Origin of the sequence: Streptomyces sp. NPDC051907 (assembly GCF_040681075.1) — a bacterium.
Lineage (GTDB): Bacteria > Actinomycetota > Actinomycetes > Streptomycetales > Streptomycetaceae > Streptomyces.
On sequence record NZ_JBFAYB010000009.1, the window covers coordinates 113728 to 130351 of the forward strand.

18 protein-coding genes and 1 tRNA gene are annotated in these 16624 nt (G+C 69.9%); 15 read left to right on the top strand and 4 right to left on the bottom strand.

Features of this window, described 5'->3' with window-relative positions:
* Window positions 1-76 precede the first annotated feature (76 nt).
* The gene (locus AB0M39_RS08805) at window positions 77-1690 is read right to left on the bottom strand and encodes a beta-N-acetylhexosaminidase (RefSeq protein WP_365361690.1); all 1614 of its coding nucleotides are present in this window, start codon (window positions 1688-1690) and stop codon (window positions 77-79) included.
* A 132-nt stretch (window positions 1691-1822) separates the two neighbouring features.
* On the opposite strand from AB0M39_RS08805, the gene AB0M39_RS08810 reads away from it, so the two are divergent.
* The 3 genes from AB0M39_RS08810 (at window position 1823) to glmS (ending at window position 4978) form a co-directional block, all read left to right on the top strand.
* The gene (locus tag AB0M39_RS08810; RefSeq protein ID WP_365361692.1) at window positions 1823-2680 is read left to right on the top strand and encodes a DUF4429 domain-containing protein; all 858 of its coding nucleotides are present in this window, start codon (window positions 1823-1825) and stop codon (window positions 2678-2680) included.
* Window positions 2681-2812: 132 nt separating this feature from the next.
* A complete protein-coding gene (locus tag AB0M39_RS08815; protein WP_365361694.1) occupies window positions 2813-3100 on the top strand; it encodes a hypothetical protein in 288 nt (95 codons plus the stop codon).
* Between the two features lie 60 nt (window positions 3101-3160).
* On the top strand, window positions 3161-4978 hold the full coding sequence (gene glmS, locus AB0M39_RS08820; protein ID WP_365361696.1) for a glutamine--fructose-6-phosphate transaminase (isomerizing): 1818 nt from the start codon (window positions 3161-3163) through the stop codon (window positions 4976-4978).
* A gap of 148 nt (window positions 4979-5126) precedes the next feature.
* Here the strand turns inward: glmS and AB0M39_RS08825 are convergent, their stop codons facing one another.
* Both AB0M39_RS08825 and AB0M39_RS08830 read right to left on the bottom strand, forming a co-directional pair.
* On the bottom strand, window positions 5127-5696 hold the full coding sequence (locus AB0M39_RS08825) for a GPR1/FUN34/YaaH family transporter (protein ID WP_365361698.1): 570 nt from the start codon (window positions 5694-5696) through the stop codon (window positions 5127-5129).
* Window positions 5697-6565: 869 nt separating this feature from the next.
* The gene (locus AB0M39_RS08830) at window positions 6566-7087 is read right to left on the bottom strand and encodes a universal stress protein (RefSeq protein WP_365361700.1); all 522 of its coding nucleotides are present in this window, start codon (window positions 7085-7087) and stop codon (window positions 6566-6568) included.
* A 399-nt stretch (window positions 7088-7486) separates the two neighbouring features.
* Here AB0M39_RS08830 and AB0M39_RS08835 point away from each other — a divergent pair, with 399 nt between their 5' ends.
* From AB0M39_RS08835 to AB0M39_RS08885, 11 genes are all read left to right on the top strand, one after another.
* Window positions 7487-7816: a hypothetical protein gene (locus AB0M39_RS08835; RefSeq protein ID WP_365361702.1), complete on the top strand. Its 330-nt coding sequence runs from the start codon at window positions 7487-7489 to the stop codon at window positions 7814-7816.
* A 386-nt stretch (window positions 7817-8202) separates the two neighbouring features.
* Window positions 8203-9426, top strand: a complete 1224-nt coding sequence (locus AB0M39_RS08840; protein WP_365361704.1) for a helix-turn-helix domain-containing protein — start codon at window positions 8203-8205, stop codon at window positions 9424-9426.
* A 10-nt stretch (window positions 9427-9436) separates the two neighbouring features.
* Window positions 9437-10039 carry an oligoribonuclease gene (orn, locus tag AB0M39_RS08845; protein ID WP_365361706.1) on the top strand — a complete coding sequence of 201 codons (603 nt, stop codon included), beginning with the start codon at window positions 9437-9439 and terminating at the stop codon, window positions 10037-10039.
* Window positions 10040-10173: 134 nt separating this feature from the next.
* Window positions 10174-10246, top strand: a tRNA-His gene (locus tag AB0M39_RS08850).
* Window positions 10247-10675: 429 nt separating this feature from the next.
* Window positions 10676-10945 (top strand): hypothetical protein, encoded by a 270-nt coding sequence (locus AB0M39_RS08855; protein ID WP_365361708.1) that lies wholly within the window; start codon window positions 10676-10678, stop codon window positions 10943-10945.
* Window positions 10926-11444: a DUF6879 family protein gene (locus AB0M39_RS08860; protein ID WP_365361710.1), complete on the top strand. Its 519-nt coding sequence runs from the start codon at window positions 10926-10928 to the stop codon at window positions 11442-11444. The genes AB0M39_RS08855 and AB0M39_RS08860 overlap by 20 nt, the downstream gene beginning before the upstream one ends.
* Before the next feature lie 13 nt (window positions 11445-11457).
* Window positions 11458-12306 carry a helix-turn-helix transcriptional regulator gene (locus tag AB0M39_RS08865; protein ID WP_365361712.1) on the top strand — a complete coding sequence of 283 codons (849 nt, stop codon included), beginning with the start codon at window positions 11458-11460 and terminating at the stop codon, window positions 12304-12306.
* Window positions 12307-12576: 270 nt separating this feature from the next.
* The gene (locus AB0M39_RS08870; RefSeq protein WP_365361714.1) at window positions 12577-12741 is read left to right on the top strand and encodes a hypothetical protein; all 165 of its coding nucleotides are present in this window, start codon (window positions 12577-12579) and stop codon (window positions 12739-12741) included.
* Window positions 12738-12950 (top strand): hypothetical protein, encoded by a 213-nt coding sequence (locus tag AB0M39_RS08875; protein ID WP_365361716.1) that lies wholly within the window; start codon window positions 12738-12740, stop codon window positions 12948-12950. The genes AB0M39_RS08870 and AB0M39_RS08875 overlap by 4 nt, the downstream gene beginning before the upstream one ends.
* 265 nt (window positions 12951-13215) lie before the next feature.
* Window positions 13216-13380 (top strand): hypothetical protein, encoded by a 165-nt coding sequence (locus AB0M39_RS08880; protein WP_365361718.1) that lies wholly within the window; start codon window positions 13216-13218, stop codon window positions 13378-13380.
* Between the two features lie 109 nt (window positions 13381-13489).
* Window positions 13490-13906 carry a hypothetical protein gene (locus tag AB0M39_RS08885; protein ID WP_365361720.1) on the top strand — a complete coding sequence of 139 codons (417 nt, stop codon included), beginning with the start codon at window positions 13490-13492 and terminating at the stop codon, window positions 13904-13906.
* Window positions 13907-14031: 125 nt separating this feature from the next.
* Here the strand turns inward: AB0M39_RS08885 and AB0M39_RS08890 are convergent, their stop codons facing one another.
* Window positions 14032-15081, bottom strand: a complete 1050-nt coding sequence (locus AB0M39_RS08890) for a LacI family DNA-binding transcriptional regulator (RefSeq protein WP_365361722.1) — start codon at window positions 15079-15081, stop codon at window positions 14032-14034.
* Between the two features lie 225 nt (window positions 15082-15306).
* Between AB0M39_RS08890 and AB0M39_RS08895 the strand changes: the two genes are divergently transcribed.
* Window positions 15307-16623 (top strand): extracellular solute-binding protein, encoded by a 1317-nt coding sequence (locus AB0M39_RS08895; protein ID WP_365361724.1) that lies wholly within the window; start codon window positions 15307-15309, stop codon window positions 16621-16623.
* Window position 16624 lies beyond the last annotated feature (1 nt).

Genomic DNA, 16624 nt, shown 5'->3' on the forward strand with positions numbered 1-16624 from the left:
GCGCCCGTCTCCTCTCTCCGGCCTCTCCGGCCGCCGGTCCCGGGCGCTCAGCCCGTCCGGCGCCCGGGGCCGCCGGTCAGCTCGCGGGCCAGGGGACCTGCGGCGACCGGTAGTAGTCGATCCCCAGCGCCTCCATCCGGGGCCCCTGCGCGGCCAGCCTCAGCCGGTACGCCGCCCAGTCGTGCGTCGACTGCGGCGACCAGCCGAGCTCCGCCACCCCGGGCAGCCTCGGGAACGCCATGTACTCGATGTGGTCGCTCGTCGAGAGCGTCTCCGTCCAGATCGGCGCCTCCACTCCCAGCAGCGCCCCCTCGGCCACGCCCTCCAGGTACGTCGCCGGGTTCCAGTCGTACGACCTCTGCACCTCGACCAGGCCCGCCCAGGACAGCCCCAGCGGCGTGTCCTTCGTGTACTTCATGTCGAGGTAGATCCGGTCCGCGGGCGAGAGGATCAGCCCGGTACCGTTCTTCGTCGCGTCCGCGACCTGCTTGCGCTCCGCCGCGCTGGTCCGGTCGTAGCCCCAGTACTGCGCGACCGCGCCCGCGACCGGCTTGGCCCCGGTCAGCTGGTGCCAGCCGACGACGGTCTTGCCGTACTTCCCCACAGTCGCCTGGGCGCGGTCCATGAAGGCCACATAGTCCGCGTGGCTGGTGGAGTGCGCCTCGTCGCCACCGATGTGGAGGTACTTGCCCGGGGTGAGCGCGGCCAGCTCGCGGACCACGTCGTCCACGAAGTCGTACGTCACCTCCTTGGGCACGCACAGCGAGCTGAAGCCGACCGCCGTGCCGGTGTAGAGGGGCGGGGCGACGCCGTCGCAGTTCAGCTCGGCGTAGGAGGCGAGGGCCGCGTTGGTGTGGCCCGGCATGTCGATCTCGGGGACGACCTCCATGTAGCGCGCGGCGGCGTGGGCGAGGATCTGCCGGTACTGGGCCTTGGTGTAGTAGCCGCCCGGACCGCCGCCGACCTGGGTGGAGCCTCCGTAGGACGCCAGCCGCGGCCAGGAGTCGATCGCGATGCGCCAGCCCTGGTCGTCGGAGAGGTGCATATGCAGCTTGTTGATCTTGTAGAGCGCCAGCTGGTCGATATAGCGCTTGACCTGGTCGACGGTGAAGAAGTGCCGGGACACGTCGAGCATCGCGCCCCGGTAGCCGTAGCGAGGGGTGTCGGTGACGGTCCCGCCGGCGATCTGCCAGGGGCCCGGCTGGCGGGTGTCCTTCTCCACTGCGGCGGGCAGCAGCTGACGCAGCGTCTGGACGCCGTGGAAGAGCCCCGCGGGCTTGCGGGCCGTGACGGTGACCGCGCCGCGCGAGGACTCCAGGCGGTAGCCCTCCTCGCCCAGGGCGCCCTCGGAGGCGCGCAGCCGCAGTCGGATGCCGCCGGCGCCGTCGACGTCGGTGACGGGCAGGGCGTAGCCGGTGGAGGGGCGCAGGATGCCGGCGAGGTACGTGCCGATGGCGCGGGCCTCCCGGGACCCGTCGTCGACCCGGATCCGGGTGGCGGCGGTCAGGGTGTACGGCGAGCCCGAGGGCCGTACGGAGGCCGGGGCGGGGACGACCTCGCCGAGCGGACGGGCGGCGGGAGCGGGGGCGGCGCCGGCCGAGACCGCGGGCGAGGCGGCGGCGGTGATGCCCGCGGCCGCCACGAGCAGCAGCGAACCGAGCAGACGGGGAAGCGTTCTGGGCTGACTCACAGGCGGGTATCCCTTCGAGGGGCGTCACACTTGTGGTGCAGAGCAACCGAACGGTTGTCATGCGTACCGCGCGGCTCAACTCCGGTCAAGGTGTAGACCACTTACTCACTACGCCAATGCGAGAATCCCCGCATGGCGGAAATCATCCAGAAGGACGGAACGTGGACCTTCGACGGGGACACGGTGCGGATCGTGCCGGGGCGCGACAAGGGCGTGAGCCTGCTGCGCAGAACGCTCGGCGAGATCGCCGTGCCGCTGGGCGCGTTGGCGGGAATCTCCTTCGAGCCGGGCAGGAAGTCGGGGCTGCTGCGGCTGCGGCTGCGCGAGGGCGCCGACCCGCTGCTCCAGATCACCGGCGGCGGCCTGGATGACAATTCCTACCCCTACCGGCTGAACGTGGAGAACGACCGCGCCGGAGTCGCCGAGTACTTCGTGGACGAGGTCCGAGGCGCCCTGCTGCTGGAGGGGACGCCCGACGGCCCGGTCGACGGCTATCTGCTGCCCGGTCCGCCGCTGCCCATCACCGTGGGCGCCGGCGACGGCACGGCCTCCTTCGACGGCCGGACCATCCGCCTGGAGTGGACCTGGCACACGGACGACAAGAAGTCGGCGGGCGGCCCGACCACGCTCGCCCTCGCCGCTCTGCACGCCGTGGAGTGGCTGCCGGCCCGCGGACTGGAGAACGGCTATGTGCGCTTCGTCACCTCTATGAGCGCGCCGAGGATCCCGGCGGACCGCGATCCTCAGGCTGTCGAGCTGAACGGCTTCAAGAAGGACCCGCTCATGGCTCTGCTGGCGTCCGCCGTGGTGGCCCGGATGCCCCATCCGAACGCCCCGGCCCCCGCGGAGCCCGCCGCCCTGGCCCCCAGCGGCGACGATCACGACGCGCTGCTGCGGCGGCTGCGGGAGCTGGGCGAGCTGCATCAGTCGGGGATACTGACGGACGAGGAGTTCTCCACCGCCAAGCAGGCCGTCCTCAAGCGCCTCTGAAGCGCCTCCGCATCGCCTCTGAGGCACCTCTGAGCTCGTCGGCGGCGCTTTTTATGGCCTATTCCCGCAGTCCGTGCCCGGAATCGGGCAGGATTCTTGCAATCACGGTAGGCGACCCTTCAATATCTACGAGTGCTCGAACAACGCCCGCCCAGTCGCCCGTCGCATGACGACCTCGTCGACCACCTCGTCCGCAGCACCGCGCTGCAGCGCGGTGAGGCCGCCCGTGTGGTGCTGGACGTGCTGGCGTACTTCGACGAGACGACGGAGGAATTCGTCCGCCGCCGCCACCGCGAGCTGCAGTCCGGCGGCGAGGTGAACTCAGCGATCTTCGAGCGGATCGCGGCCGAGCTGCCGCACCGCGCCGTGGCGCCGCCGGAGCTCTCGCTCCGCCAGCTGCGCCGCATCGTCTACGGCTGACCACCGGCCGACGGCCCGCGGGCCGAGCACACACCTGAACTATGGAGGGGAAAGACAACCATGTGCGGAATCGTCGGATACATCGGCAAGCGTGACGTCGCTCCGCTGCTGCTGGAGGGGCTGCAGCGACTGGAGTACCGGGGGTACGACTCCGCCGGCATCGTGATCTCCAGCCCGAAGGCCGCCGGCCTGAAGATGGTCAAGGCCAAGGGCCGCGTCCGCGACCTCGAGGCCCGCGTGCCCAAGCGCTTCGCCGGCACCACGGGCATCGCCCACACCCGCTGGGCCACCCACGGCGCGCCGAGCGACGTGAACTCGCACCCGCACCTGGACCCCGAGAACAAGGTCGCCGTCGTCCACAACGGCATCGTCGACAACGCGCAGGAGCTGCGCGCCAAGCTGGCAGCGGACGGCGTCGTCTTCGCCTCCGAGACCGACACCGAGGTCATCACCCACCTGATCGCCCGCTCCCAGGCCACCACCCTGGAGGAGAAGGTCCGCGAGGCGCTCAAGGTCATCGAGGGCACCTACGGCATCGCGGTCATGCACGCCGACTTCAACGACCGCATCGTCGTCGCCCGCAACGGCTCGCCGGTCATCCTCGGCATCGGCGAGAAGGAGATGCTCGTCGCCTCCGACGTCGCCGCGCTGATCGCCCACACCCGCCAGGTCGTCACCCTGAACGACGGCGAGATGGCCACCCTCAAGGCCGACGACTTCCGCACGTACACCACCAGCGGCACGTCGACGAACGCCACCCCGGAGACCGTGGAGTGGGAGGCCGCCTCCTTCGACATGGGCGGCCACGACACGTACATGCACAAGGAGATCTCCGAGCAGCCCGACGCGGTCGACCGCGTGCTGCGCGGCCGGATCGACGACCGCTTCTCCACCGTCCACCTGGGCGGCCTGAACCTGGACGCCCGCGAGGCCCGCGGCATCCGCCGGGTCAAGATCCTCGGCTGCGGCACCTCGTACCACGCCGGCCTCATCGGCGCCGGGCTGATCGAGTCCCTGGCCCGCATCCCCGCGGACGCCGAGCCCGCCTCCGAGTTCCGCTACCGCAACCCGGTCGTGGACCCCGACACCCTGTACATCGCGGTCTCCCAGTCGGGCGAGACGTACGACGTGCTGGCCGCCGTCCAGGAGCTCAAGCGCAAGGGCGCGCGCGTCCTGGGCGTGGTGAACGTCGTCGGCTCGGCCATCGCCCGCGAGGCGGACGGCGGCACCTATGTGCACGCCGGTCCCGAGGTCTGCGTCGTGTCCACCAAGTGCTTCACCAACACCGTGGTCGCCTTCGCGCTGCTCGCCCTGCACCTGGGCCGCATACGCGACCTCTCCGTCTCCGACGGCAAGCGGATCATCGAGGGCCTGCGCAAGCTGCCCGCGCAGATCAGCGAGATCCTCGAGACGGAGGAGGAGATCAAGAAGCTGGCGGCCGAGTACGCCGACGCCAAGTCGATGATGTTCATCGGCCGGGTGCGCGGATACCCGGTGGCGCTGGAGGCGTCGCTGAAGCTCAAGGAGATCTCCTACATCCACGCCGAGGCGTACCCGGCGTCCGAGCTCAAGCACGGTCCGCTGGCGCTGATCGAGCCGGCGCTGCCGACGATCGCGATCGTGCCCGACGACGACCTGCTGGAGAAGAACCGCGCGGCCCTGGAGGAGATCAAGGCCCGCAGCGGCAGGATCCTGGCGGTCGCGCACCGCGAGCAGGAGAAGGCCGACCACACCATCGTGGTGCCGAAGAACGAGGACGAGCTGGACCCGATCCTGATGGGCATCCCGCTGCAACTCCTCGCCTACCACACGGCGTTGGCGCTCGGCCGGGACATCGACAAGCCGCGCAACCTGGCGAAGTCCGTCACCGTCGAGTAGTCGTACCCACTCGGACCCAGCCGGACCCAGCCGGACCCAGTCGGACCGCCCTTCGGGGCATGAGAACGCCCCCTGCGCGTGCCACCAGCGCGCAGGGGGCGTTCCCTTCTATAAGCCGGCGCCGCCCAAGCACCGGCTTGCAGCTGCCTCAGCCGGTGGCCGTCACTCCCCGGCCGGCAGCGCGCCCGGAGAGGGTCGGCCACTTGGCGAGCGCCGCGGTCGCGCCGTACCAGGCCGCCAGGCCCGCCACCGCGCCGACCCAGCCGCCCGCCTTGGCCAGCCCCTCGTTCTCCGCGAACGAGGCGATGCCGAGCAGGAGCAGCGAGACGAACAACAGTCCGTACACGCCCTGCCCGAACACGCCGCTCCCCGCGGAGGCGGCCGTCAGGGTCAGTGCGAGCAGCGCCCACAGCAGCAGGAAGAGCCCTGCCGCCTCGGCGGAGACCTCGGAGCCGACTCCGGTCCCCCAGGTGAACCAGAAGGCGCCGAGCCCGGCGAAGGCCGTGCCCGTGCCGGCGCTGCCGGCGCGGAGCTCGAGCAGTCCGACGACGAACAGCGCCACGCCGCCGACCCAGGTCGCGACGGCGGAGGCGTCGGACGCCGCGACGTTGTCGAGCACGCCGGTGTGGCCTATGCCGAACGCCAGCAGGGTGAGTCCGAGTGCGAGGTGGCCGAGAGTGGAAGTCGTAGCGCTTCCCGCGGAGACGTCTTTGTCCACGGCGGGCTCCCTTCGTGTCCTGTGCAGTTGTGCTGCTGCAGCTGTGCTGCTTCCCAGGACCCTTATGTACCCTTCACAAGCGCACAATCAACCACTACGCGTCGGTAGACTTCCGCACTCCGCCTACGAATTGACGCTGCCTCACCTGGGACGACGCCGGGATCACAGGACGGCCACGGCGGGACGAAAACGGGATAACGAAGAGCGGCGAGGCGTTTACGCCGGGCCTGTCGTGTCGACATGGCGCGCAGGTACCCTCCGTTGGAATCCGATGTCCTGTGGGAGGCCGGCATGAAAGCACTCGAGGGCCTCAGGAAGGCAAGGCAGCTGCTGGGGAGGAGCCCGGACCGAGGCAGGATGAAGATTCGCTGCGTCGACAGGGGCTGGGAGTTGGAGCGTGTGTGGCAGCCCGGCAAGGAGGAGTGGTTCTTGAACGGGGAGCCCATTTCCGAGCATGAGGCACGCACCCGTCTTCAGGAGGCGGGACTGGTCGATACGGTTCGCTGGTGAGTGCCCAGGAGCTGAACTCACCGACCGCGTCAGGACTGTGTTGAGCGGTGGTCAGGCCTACTCGAGGGCTGCTTCGACGATGGAGCGGGCGGCTTTCGCGTAGCGGACGGCGGTGTCCGCGCTCCGTCTCCCCAGCCGGCTCGTCCCTGCCCACGCACTGGGCGAGAGCCGGTAGCGGACCTTGTCGTGCGCCAGGCCCACCACCGATCCGGGGACCGATCACGACCACCGGCCCGAGAGAACCGCCCCTACGGGATCACGACCACCGCGCCGAGAGGCCCGCCGCTACCGGATCACGACCACCGGTCCGAGAGGCCCGCCGCTACCGGATCACGACCACCGGTCCGAGAGGCCCGCCGCTACGGGATCACGACCACCGGACGCTGCGCGCGCCGGGCCAGCCGGCCCGCCACCGAGCCGAAGATCCGGCCCACGATGCCCTGCGTCGAGCCGACGACGATCGCGTCCGCGGAGTACTCCCGCCCGACCTCCTCGAGCTCGTGGCAGATGTCGCCGCCGCGCTCGACCAGGATCCACGGCACCTCGGCCAGATAGTCCGCGCACGCCAGCTCCAGACCGAGCACCTCGGTCCGGTGATCGGGCACGTCCACGAAGACGGGAGGCTCGCAGCCCGCCCAGACGGTGGTCGGCAGCCGGTTCGCGACATGGACGATGATCAGGCCCGAACCGGACCGTCTCGCCATTCCGATCGCGTAAGCGAGCGCCCGCTCACTGGAGGTCGATCCGTCGAAGCCGACGACGACTCCATGCCGGAAGGCGGGATCGCAGGAATGACATGTCTCTTCCGCCGCTTGCAGGTCCGAAAAGGAATCGGCTACCTGCTTGCGGTCCGCGGGTTCGGGGAATTCGTGACCGGCCATCGGTGTCTCGGCGAAGAAGGTCCTCTTGGGAGGGATCGTCAAGGAAAGGTGCGTCTGTCGGCATGGCGGCGGAGCTGTGTCCGGGAATCATCTTCCCAAGCCCTTACCCCAAGGGTACGGCGACACTCCTCCCCTGCCCAGAGCCTGCCGCCCACCCGTCGCCGCCCATCACCCCGCCGTGGAGCGCTGCGCGCTACGGGCTCGGTTGCCGCGGCGTCCCAGGGAGCATGCCCCAGCCCGTCTCGTATGGCAATGCCACTTGGCGTCTACAGCCGTCTACGACCGGTGCCGCAAGCGGCCTGTGCGGACCGTCCGGGGGGCGTCGGCGGCCGTCCAGTGACCGCGGGGCCGCGCCCCTCGTTGGCACCTCGGTCCCCCCGCCGCCCCCAGGGAGCATCCGTGCCCGCACCCCCGTCCGAACCGACCCCTCCGTCGTCCGAGTCCGCGAGCGAGGTCGTGCGCTGGGCGGCCTTCAGCTGTCTGCTCGTCCCGGTGGTGCTGGTCGTGTACGGAGCGTCCGTGGGCGGGGCGGCGGCCGCGGCGCTGGGCCTCGCGGCCGTGACGGCCGCCTGCCGGGTGCTGCTGCGCCAGTCGGAGCGCAGCGCCGCCCGGGCCCTCGCCCACGCCCGCGCCGAGGAGTCGGCGCCCGGGCACGGCCGGCGCGCCAGACCCGCGCCCGCGGCGCGCAGGAGCCCCCGCCACGGCTCGGGAACTACGCCTGGGGACTGACGGGTTCGCACACCCGCACCCGTATGTTTTCAGCCAACTTCGGTCTACCGGCCAGTCCTTGTCGAAATGGCCTGCCAACCCCCTTGTCACCAGGAAAGAAAGGACTATTCGCGGCGTTCGCACCCTACGGGGACGGGCCATGCGTGCGAGGCGGCCTTCCCTGGGCGGCCCGCGAGTGGAACGCTTCGTGATCGAATGCTTCGCGCCAAGTTGCCATGTCGACATAGCGGGGCATGCCGAACTTGTCACGGCGGCGCCACCGGACGCAGTAGATTCGATCATGAGTATCGACGGCTGGGGACTCGTGCAAAACCGAGGGGAAACGTGCAGGAGCGAAAGGCCCGACAAGAACGGGGAGACGCGAACACCGAGGGGGGCTTAGCGTCATGAGTCAGGACTCCGCCGCGCCGGAGGCAGTACGGAAGCTCTCCGGGCGCCGGCGCCGGGAGGTCGTCGCGGTACTGCTGTTCAGCGGCGGCCCGATCTTCGAAAGTTCCATCCCGCTCTCAGTGTTCGGAATTGACCGTCAGGACGCTGGAGTTCCCCGCTATCGACTGCTTGTCTGCGGTGGCGAGGAGGGCCCGCTGCGGACCACCGGCGGGCTGGAACTGACCGCGCCTTACGGCCTGGAGGCAATCAGCAGGGCGGGCACCGTCGTAGTGCCCGCGTGGCGGTCGATCACATCGCCGCCGCCGCCCGAGGCGCTGGACGCGCTGCGGCGCGCACACGAGGAGGGCGCGCGGATCGTCGGCCTGTGCACGGGAGCGTTCGTGCTCGCCGCGGCCGGCCTGCTCGACGGCCGCCCGGCGACGACGCACTGGATGTACGCGCCGACGCTGGCCAAGCGCTATCCGTCGGTCCACGTGGATCCACGGGAGCTCTTCGTCGACGACGGAGACGTGCTGACCTCCGCCGGAACGGCGGCTGGAATCGATCTCTGTCTGCACATCGTGCGCACGGATCACGGCACCGAGGCGGCCGGGGCGCTCGCGCGCAGGCTCGTCGTGCCGCCGCGCCGCAGCGGCGGGCAGGAGCGCTATCTGGACAGGTCTTTACCAGAGGAAATCGGGTCGGACCCGCTGGCCGAGGTCGTCTCGTGGGCGCTGGAGCACCTCCACGAACAGTTCGACGTGGAGACGCTGGCGGCCCGGGCGTACATGAGCCGGCGCACCTTCGACCGGCGATTTCGATCGCTGACCGGGAGCGCGCCGCTGCAGTGGCTGATCACCCAGCGGGTGCTGCAGGCGCAGCGGCTGCTGGAGACCTCCGACTACTCGGTCGACGAGGTCGCGGGCCGCTGTGGCTTCCGCTCGCCGGTGGCGCTGCGCGGCCACTTCCGGCGGCAGCTGGGCTCGTCCCCGGCCGCCTACCGGGCCGCGTACCGGGTCCGCCGCCCGCAGGGCGACCCCGCCCCGGCGGCGGTCGTGGAGGCGGTGGTGCCCGCGCAGGCGTCCGCGATGAGCAGGCGAGCGGCGGCGGCCGCGGGTCCGGGCGGCCATACGGCCACCTCGTCCGCACCGGTGGAGCTGGGCATGACCAAGCCCAATTCCGACGCGTACGCGTCAGGCCATAGCCGCCCGAGCCTCCCCGGCCAGCGGAGTGCGCCATAAGGTAGGACGCATGAACGACCGCATGGTGTGGATCGACTGCGAGATGACCGGGCTCTCGCTGTCGGACGACGCACTCATCGAGGTGGCCGCACTGGTCACCGACTCGGAACTGAATGTGCTCGGCGAAGGGGTGGACATCGTTATCCGCCCCCCGGACGCCGCGCTGGAGACGATGCCCGAGGTGGTGCGCCAGATGCACACCGCCTCGGGACTCCTCGACGAGCTGGCGGGCGGAACCACGCTCGCGGCCGCCGAGGAGCAGGTCCTGGCGTACGTACGCGAGCACGTCAAGGACCCCGGCAAGGCCCCGCTCTGCGGAAACTCGGTCGGCACAGACCGCGGTTTCCTGCTGCGCGACATGCCGACGCTGGAGGACTACCTCCACTACCGGATCGTCGATGTCTCCTCGGTCAAGGAACTGGCTCGCCGCTGGTACCCGAGGGCGTACTTCAACAGTCCGGAGAAGAACGGCAACCACCGGGCGCTGGCGGACATCCGCGAATCCATCGCGGAGCTGCGCTACTACCGCGAGGCGGTGTTCGTGCCCCAGCCCGGACCCGACTCGGACAGCGCGAAGGCGATCGCCGCGAAGTACGTCCTGCCTGCTCAGTGAGGCAGGAGTGACACAGGAATGACGCAGGACCAGGGCCGAGAAAGGGCTCACGTCAGGGCCACGTAAACCCTGGCGCGAGCACCCTCTCGGACCCTGTACACTTTTTCTCGGCCGGTCGGAAACGACCGGTCGTGGTGGGTATAGCTCAGCTGGTAGAGCACCTGGTTGTGGTCCAGGATGTCGCGGGTTCGAGTCCCGTTACTCACCCTGAACGATCAGCCCCTGACCTGGGAAAACAGGTCAGGGGCTGATTTCATTCCGGCCTGGTTGGGAACGATGGCCGAACGGGGCCCGCGAATCGCCCGCACTCTCCCCCTCCACGGCGACCCGTCCGAAGGCACGCACACAGGGGCGTGAGCCGTATCTCGCTGGTCGGGTCCGTCTGCCAGGCAAGGGGCGCCCGGCGAGGCATCGTCGGCCCACCAGTCCGCAGGGCGAGCCGGGTCTGATCGTTCCGACCGGTCCGACAGGCCTTCAGGGTCGCTGCCCGACGCCGGTACGGCCGGTACTGCCCCTGGCAAGCGCCACCACATCCACCACCGTTCGTCACGTCGAGTGACGGGCTCTTGACGCGCTGCTCCGGCGACATGAAGGTGCGTAGAACAGCGTGGAATCCCTTCGCCCGAGGAGAGTGCAGTGGCCCTAAAGTTCCTTGGCATCATCCCCAACACGCCCACCGACGAGTCCCCAACGATCTGGCTCGACGAGGAAACCGGAGACCTTCTGATCCAGTCGTACAAGGCGACAGAGGATGAGGTACGGGCATGCCAGGAGATCGGCTCCATCCCGGGGCACTCCACCGATGTACCCGATCACGAGACGATCATTAGGCTTCCGGCCGTCATGCTCCAGTACATCCCCCGTCACGACCGTGAAGAGGTAGGAAGTGCAGCCACCGGCGCGTAACGCACTGGCCCAAGCCCAACGCACGGCGGTGCATCTGGAGATGCGCGACAGCTACATGCTCGACGACCCTGAGTTCATCGCCTGGCAGCAGGGCAAGCGCCTCGACCCCGACGACCGCGTCTCATGGTGGGGTGGCTGGCACGACGTTGTCCAGGAGGCGACCGCCCGGGGCGTCGCCGTCCGGCGTGCCCGCATCGTGTCCGAGCCGGTCAGCGACTACGTCCGGTACGAGTACGACGGAACGTTCACCAACATCGCAGCAGGCGAGCAAGTCCGCTGGCTGTCTCGGCGCCGTACGACGGATCTCGCGCTGCCAGGTACGGACTTCTGGGTCTTCGACGACGAGACCGTCCTCTTCCACCACTTCACCGGCGACGGTCAACTCGCAGAGGACGGCCGCGAGTACGTCTCCCTGCCCGTGCTGGCGAAACTGTGCGGCGACGCGTTCGAGTCCGTGTGGCAGCGGGCCGTCCCTCACGCCGAGTACCGGCCCGTCTGATCCCGCGCACGCCGTGGTCAGTTCGGCATCGTCGTCAGTCGAGCAGGCCCGACAGATCCTCGCTGACCGCCTTAGCGAGATCCGCCGGGATGCTCGGCTGAGCGGGCGCGACCTCGCCCGCACCTGCGGCTGGTACCCGTCCAAGGTGTCCCGCATCGAGAACGCTCGAACTTCTCCGTCCTCCGAGGACATCCATGCCTGGTGCGGCGCGTGCGGAGCGGAGGACCAAGCTGCGGACCTCGTCGAGTCGTTGCGCGCCGTCGAGGGGATGTTCGTCGAGTGGCAGCGGATGGAGCGCCGTGGTCTGCGTCAGGCGCAGTTGGCTGTTCGGCCGCTCTATGAGCGCACCTCGCGATTTCGCTCCTACTCCTCATGGTTCGTGCCCGGCCTCATCCAGACCCGCGCATACACGGAGTCTGTGTTGCGCGCCGTGCAGCGCCGGCGGGTCACCGTCGACGATGTGGACGCCGCAGTCGACGCCCGGATGGAGCGTCAGCGCGTAGTGCACGAGGGGGGCCGCACGTTCGCGTTCCTCGTCGAGGAGTCCGTGCTGCGGTCGGGCATGGGCGGCAGAGAAGTCATGGCCGGCCAGCTCGGCCAGATGATCACCGTAGGCTCGCTGCCCAACGTCAGCCTGGGCGTCATCCCGATGCGGCCGGACCGCACACGGATGCCGGTCGAAGGATTCTGGATCTACGACTCGACGCAGGTGAACGTCGAGTTGGTCTCCGGCTATCTGACGATCACACAGCCGCGCGAAGTCGCAACGTACGCAGACACGTTCCAAGAGCTGGCCGATCTCGCCGTGTACGGCGGGGAGGCACGGACTGTGATCGCACAGGCTCTTCAGTCTCTGGGCTGAATCGGCGTGGAACCTCGTAGAACTTTCTGGTGTGGACTCGGCCGACGTCCGTACGTTCCAGAGCATGGATTCACTCGCCCGCCCCTCGGGGGCCTCCGACGCGGGACTGTCCGAGTGGTGCGACTGGCATAGGGACTGGTCCGGGTCGACGCTGGAAGTGCGGTCGATCGAGCGCCCGTCCGGCCCGCCCTTCCCTCTGCGTGCGTGCACCCCGCGCCGGAAGCGGCACGCTCTCGTCGCGGCTGGCGATGCGCTGCAAGGGGCCGCGACATGACGCCGTACACCAGCCCGGGCCGCGTGGTGATCCCCTGCTACTGCTGGATCAAGAAGCCCGGCACCGAGACGCGCTGCCGCCAGAAGCCGGGGCACGCGGGCCCGCACTACAACGGCATCCGGCGTGTGGAATGGCCCAACCGTGGACCGGAGCCGCAATGACCACGGTGGTCGAGCTGGCGCGGCCCGGCCGCAAGCACTGCCAGTCCACGCCGATCCCGCCCGCCAGGGATCTGACTTGGGAGCAGTACGCCGGCCGGACGTGCGTCGTCTGCGGCAGGCGCCTCACGTCCGATGCCGTCTCGCGTGGGTGGGCGCGGGGCAGGCAAGGCGTCCACGTCCTGGACGTCGAGGTGTGGGCATGCCCGTAGGACCGCCCACGGGAGGCGAAGCCGTGAACGGCGAGGACCGGCGCTGCCTGGACGGGCCCCTCTGGGAATGAGACCCCGCTGGCGGGCGGCAGGGCCCGTCGGCGGCTCAAGGGCTCCGGTCCGCCTGCACCCCCGTTGTGGGCGGGCCGGGTCCTGCTCCCGCACCGTCACACCCCACTGAACTCCCGTCCCGGCCGAGGTTTCCTGGCCGGAGTCGTCGGCCGGGACGGGCCTGGGCCCAGCCCTCATGGGCGAGCCCGAGCAAGTGCACGACAACGAGGAGACGGACTCCTCGTTGAGAGCACACCTGGAGGTCACCATGCGTTATCGCCTCGATGTGGTCAAGAACAGCGGCGGCGACGAGGACGACGGCAAGGGCGGCAACCCGCCCACCGGCGACGGCGACGACGGCCGCGATTACAGCAGCTGATGTCCACTGCGTGACGCACCACCGGCCCGGCATCCCCACGCGGCGGTGCCGGGCCACCCATCGAACGAGGGGCCGAGTCATGGCAAGAACGATGACGGGCGTGGGCAGGGTGACCGTGCTGCCGCTCCTGCACATGTGGCCGGACCAATACTGCGCGCTCGCGTACACCGCGACCGGAGAACTCGGCGACACCGCCATCGTCGGCTACGTCCCGATCCCTGGAATCCCGGACGTTTCCCTGATGGACGTCGCAGCCCGGCACGAGCCGCAGCGCCTGTACGGCTCCTCGGGCGGGCCCGGCTTCGCCGAGGCGTGCTGGATCATCTGCACCGGCTGGAGCGGCCGCGGCGTGCCGAAGCGCGGAACGGTAGAGCTGACCGGGGCATGGACACTTCACCCGGACCGGACCATGAGCCTGGGGAAATCGATGTACGGGTACGACCGCCTGCACGTCGGTCGGCTCACGCTCGACGACGGCGAACTGATGCGCCTGGCGCAGAACGTCCTCGGCGGCACCTGCACATAACCCCGATCTTTGGCGCCTCAGAGCCAGTACACATCGGCACGCTCGTCGTCCGCGCGCTCGACAGCGCACGCCCCTGCCCAGCCGCGGCGGCCAAGGCGCGCCGAAGTCCGCCGAGTTGCCGCAGCTCAGGACGAGTCGCGGACCACCAGCTCCGTCGGGACCACGATCTGCGGAGGCTCGGTGGAGCGGGCCGTGATCTCCTGGAGCAGGACCTGGGCCATCGTGCGGCCCATCTCCTCGATCGGCTGGCGCACGCTCGTGAGCGGCGGGTCCATGTGGCGGGCGACCGCCGAGTCGTCGAAGCCGACCAGGGAGACGTCCTGCGGAATCCGGCGGCCCGCCTCGCGCAGCACCTGGCGCGCGCCCGCCGCCATCACGTCGGAGCCAGCGAAGACGGCGTCGAGGTCCGGGCGGCGCTCCAGCAGCTCCCGCATCGCCCGTACGCCGCCCTCCTCGGTGAAGTCGCCCAGCGCGGTCAGCCGCTCGTCGACCGTCAGGCCCGCCGCCGTCAGCGCCTCGCGGTAGCCGTCCAGGCGGCGCTGCGCGCCGTAGACGTCCAGGCGGCCTGTGATGGTGGCGATGGAGCGCCGCCCGCGGGCGAGCAGATGGCCGACCGCCGCCCGCGCGCCCTCGAAGTTGTCGGAGTCGACCGCCGGCAGCGTCTCGTCCTCGGAGCGGCGACCGCTGATCACGGCCGGGATCTCCAGCTGCTCCAGCAGGTCGGGCAGCGGGTCGTCCGCGTGCACGGAGACCAGCAGGACGCCGTCGACGCGATGGGCCGCCAGATACTGCGCCAGCCTGCGGCGCTCGCGGTCGCTGCCGGCGAGGGTGAGCAGCAGCTGCATGTCCGTGTCGGCGAGGGCCGCGCCGACCCCGCGCACGATGTCGGAGAAGTACGGCTCGGCGAAGAAACGGTCCTCCGGCTCCGGGACGACCAGGGCGATCGCGTCGGTGCGGTTGGCGGCGAGCGCGCGGGCGGCGCGGTTGGGGACATAGCCGAGCTCGGCGACGGCCGCCTCCACCGCGGCGCGGGTGCGCTCGCTGACCCGCGGCGAGCCGTTGATCACGCGGGAGACCGTGCCGCGGCCCACTCCGGCGCGTGCGGCCACTTCTTCGAGGGTGGGCCGGCCGGTGCCCCGTCCGCCGTTCCCCGTTCGGATCGTCCGAGACACCATGCAAACCTCCCGAGGCTTCCCAGGCCGAGAACATAACGCGTCCGATGCCTTGACACCCCCTCGGGGAGACGCGACCCTTCAACACATCACGTATGGGAGCGCTCCCACAGTACCTGACCCATACACATCCCGCACGTTCCCCGCCCGAGCCGCAGATGCTCAACGTACGGGCGACGCACGCCAGTTGGCCGGGGGGTCGGCACGTCAGGGCACAAGGAGGACGCAGTGCGCAGGACAGTAATCCTGGCGGTCGTGGCCGCTCTCGGAGCCGGTCTGCTGGCCGGCTGCGCCGAGGACGGCGACGACTCCGCTCCCAGCTCCTCGAACGGCGGCGGAGGCGGAGGCAAGGGCAAGACCACGCTCACCGTGGGGGTCTTCGGCGCGTTCGGCCTGAAGGAGGCCGGTCTCTACGACGAGTACATGAAGCTCAACAAGAACATCGTGATCAAGCAGACCTCCATCGAGCGCAACGAGAACTACTACCCGCAGCTGCTGACCCACCTCGGCAGCGGCAGCGGCCTCGCCGACGTCCAGGCGGTCGAGGTCAACAACATCGCCGAGATCACCGCGACGCAGTCCGGCAAGCTGGTCGACCTGGGCAAGACGCAGGGCGTCGCGAAGGACTCCTTCCTGGACTGGAAGTGGGCGCAGGGCACCTCCAAGGACGGCAAGACCGTCGCGCTGGGCACGGACATCGGGCCGCAGGGCATCTGCTACCGCAAGGACCTGTTCGCCAAGGCCGGACTGCCCTCCGACCGCGAGGCCGTGGGCAGGCTGTGGGCGGGCGACTGGAACAAGTACCTGGAGGCGGGCAGGCAGTTCAAGGCCAAGGCGCCCAAGGGCACGGCGTTCGTCGACTCGGCGTCCGGCGTGATGGCCGCGATCACCGGCGGCAACGAGAACCGCTTCTACGACAAGGACGGCAAGGTCGTCTACAAGACCAACCCGGCCGTCAGGGAAGCCTGGGACATCGCGGCCGAGTTCGCGACGGAGGGGCTGACCGGCAAGCTCCAGCAGTTCACCCCGGGCTGGGACCAGGGCTACGCCAACGGCGCCTTCGCCACCGTCTCCTGCCCGGCCTGGATGCTCGGCTATATCCAGGACAAGGCCGGCGCCGCCGGCAAGGACAAGTGGGACGTGGCCGCCGCGCCCAAGCCCAGCAACTGGGGCGGCTCCTTCCTGACCGTCCCCGAGGCCGGCAAGAACAAGGAGGAGGCCGCCAAGCTGGTGGCCTGGCTCACGGCCCCCGCGCAGCAGGCGAAGCTGTTCGCCGAGCGCGGCAGCTTCCCCAGCGCCCAGGCTGCGTACGGCCTGTCCGAAGTCTCCGGCGCGAAGCACGAGTTCTTCGACGACGCGCCCATCGGGCAGATCTTCTCGAAGGCCGCCGAGGGCATCCCGGTGCAGATCCTCGGCCCGAAGGACCTGATCATCGCGCAGAACCTGGCGGACATCGGCATGCTCCAGGTCGACCAGAAGGGCCGCTCCCCCCAGCAGGGCTGGGACGCCGCCGTGAAGGCGATCGACAACGCGCTGGACCAGTGAG

What these genes read in the sequence shown, in the direction of transcription:
- AB0M39_RS08810 (WP_365361692.1), top strand. Translation starts at nt 1,823, where the DNA reads ATGGCGGAAATCATCCAGAAGGACGGAACGTGGACCTTCGACGGGGAC.
- glmS (WP_365361696.1), top strand. Translation starts at nt 3,161, where the DNA reads ATGTGCGGAATCGTCGGATACATCGGCAAGCGTGACGTCGCTCCGCTG.
- AB0M39_RS08830 (WP_365361700.1), bottom strand. Translation starts at nt 7,087, where the DNA reads ATGGCCGGTCACGAATTCCCCGAACCCGCGGACCGCAAGCAGGTAGCC.
- AB0M39_RS08840 (WP_365361704.1), top strand. Translation starts at nt 8,203, where the DNA reads ATGAGTCAGGACTCCGCCGCGCCGGAGGCAGTACGGAAGCTCTCCGGG.
- orn (WP_365361706.1), top strand. Translation starts at nt 9,437, where the DNA reads ATGAACGACCGCATGGTGTGGATCGACTGCGAGATGACCGGGCTCTCG.
- AB0M39_RS08870 (WP_365361714.1), top strand. Translation starts at nt 12,577, where the DNA reads ATGACGCCGTACACCAGCCCGGGCCGCGTGGTGATCCCCTGCTACTGC.
- AB0M39_RS08875 (WP_365361716.1), top strand. Translation starts at nt 12,738, where the DNA reads ATGACCACGGTGGTCGAGCTGGCGCGGCCCGGCCGCAAGCACTGCCAG.
- AB0M39_RS08890 (WP_365361722.1), bottom strand. Translation starts at nt 15,081, where the DNA reads ATGGTGTCTCGGACGATCCGAACGGGGAACGGCGGACGGGGCACCGGC.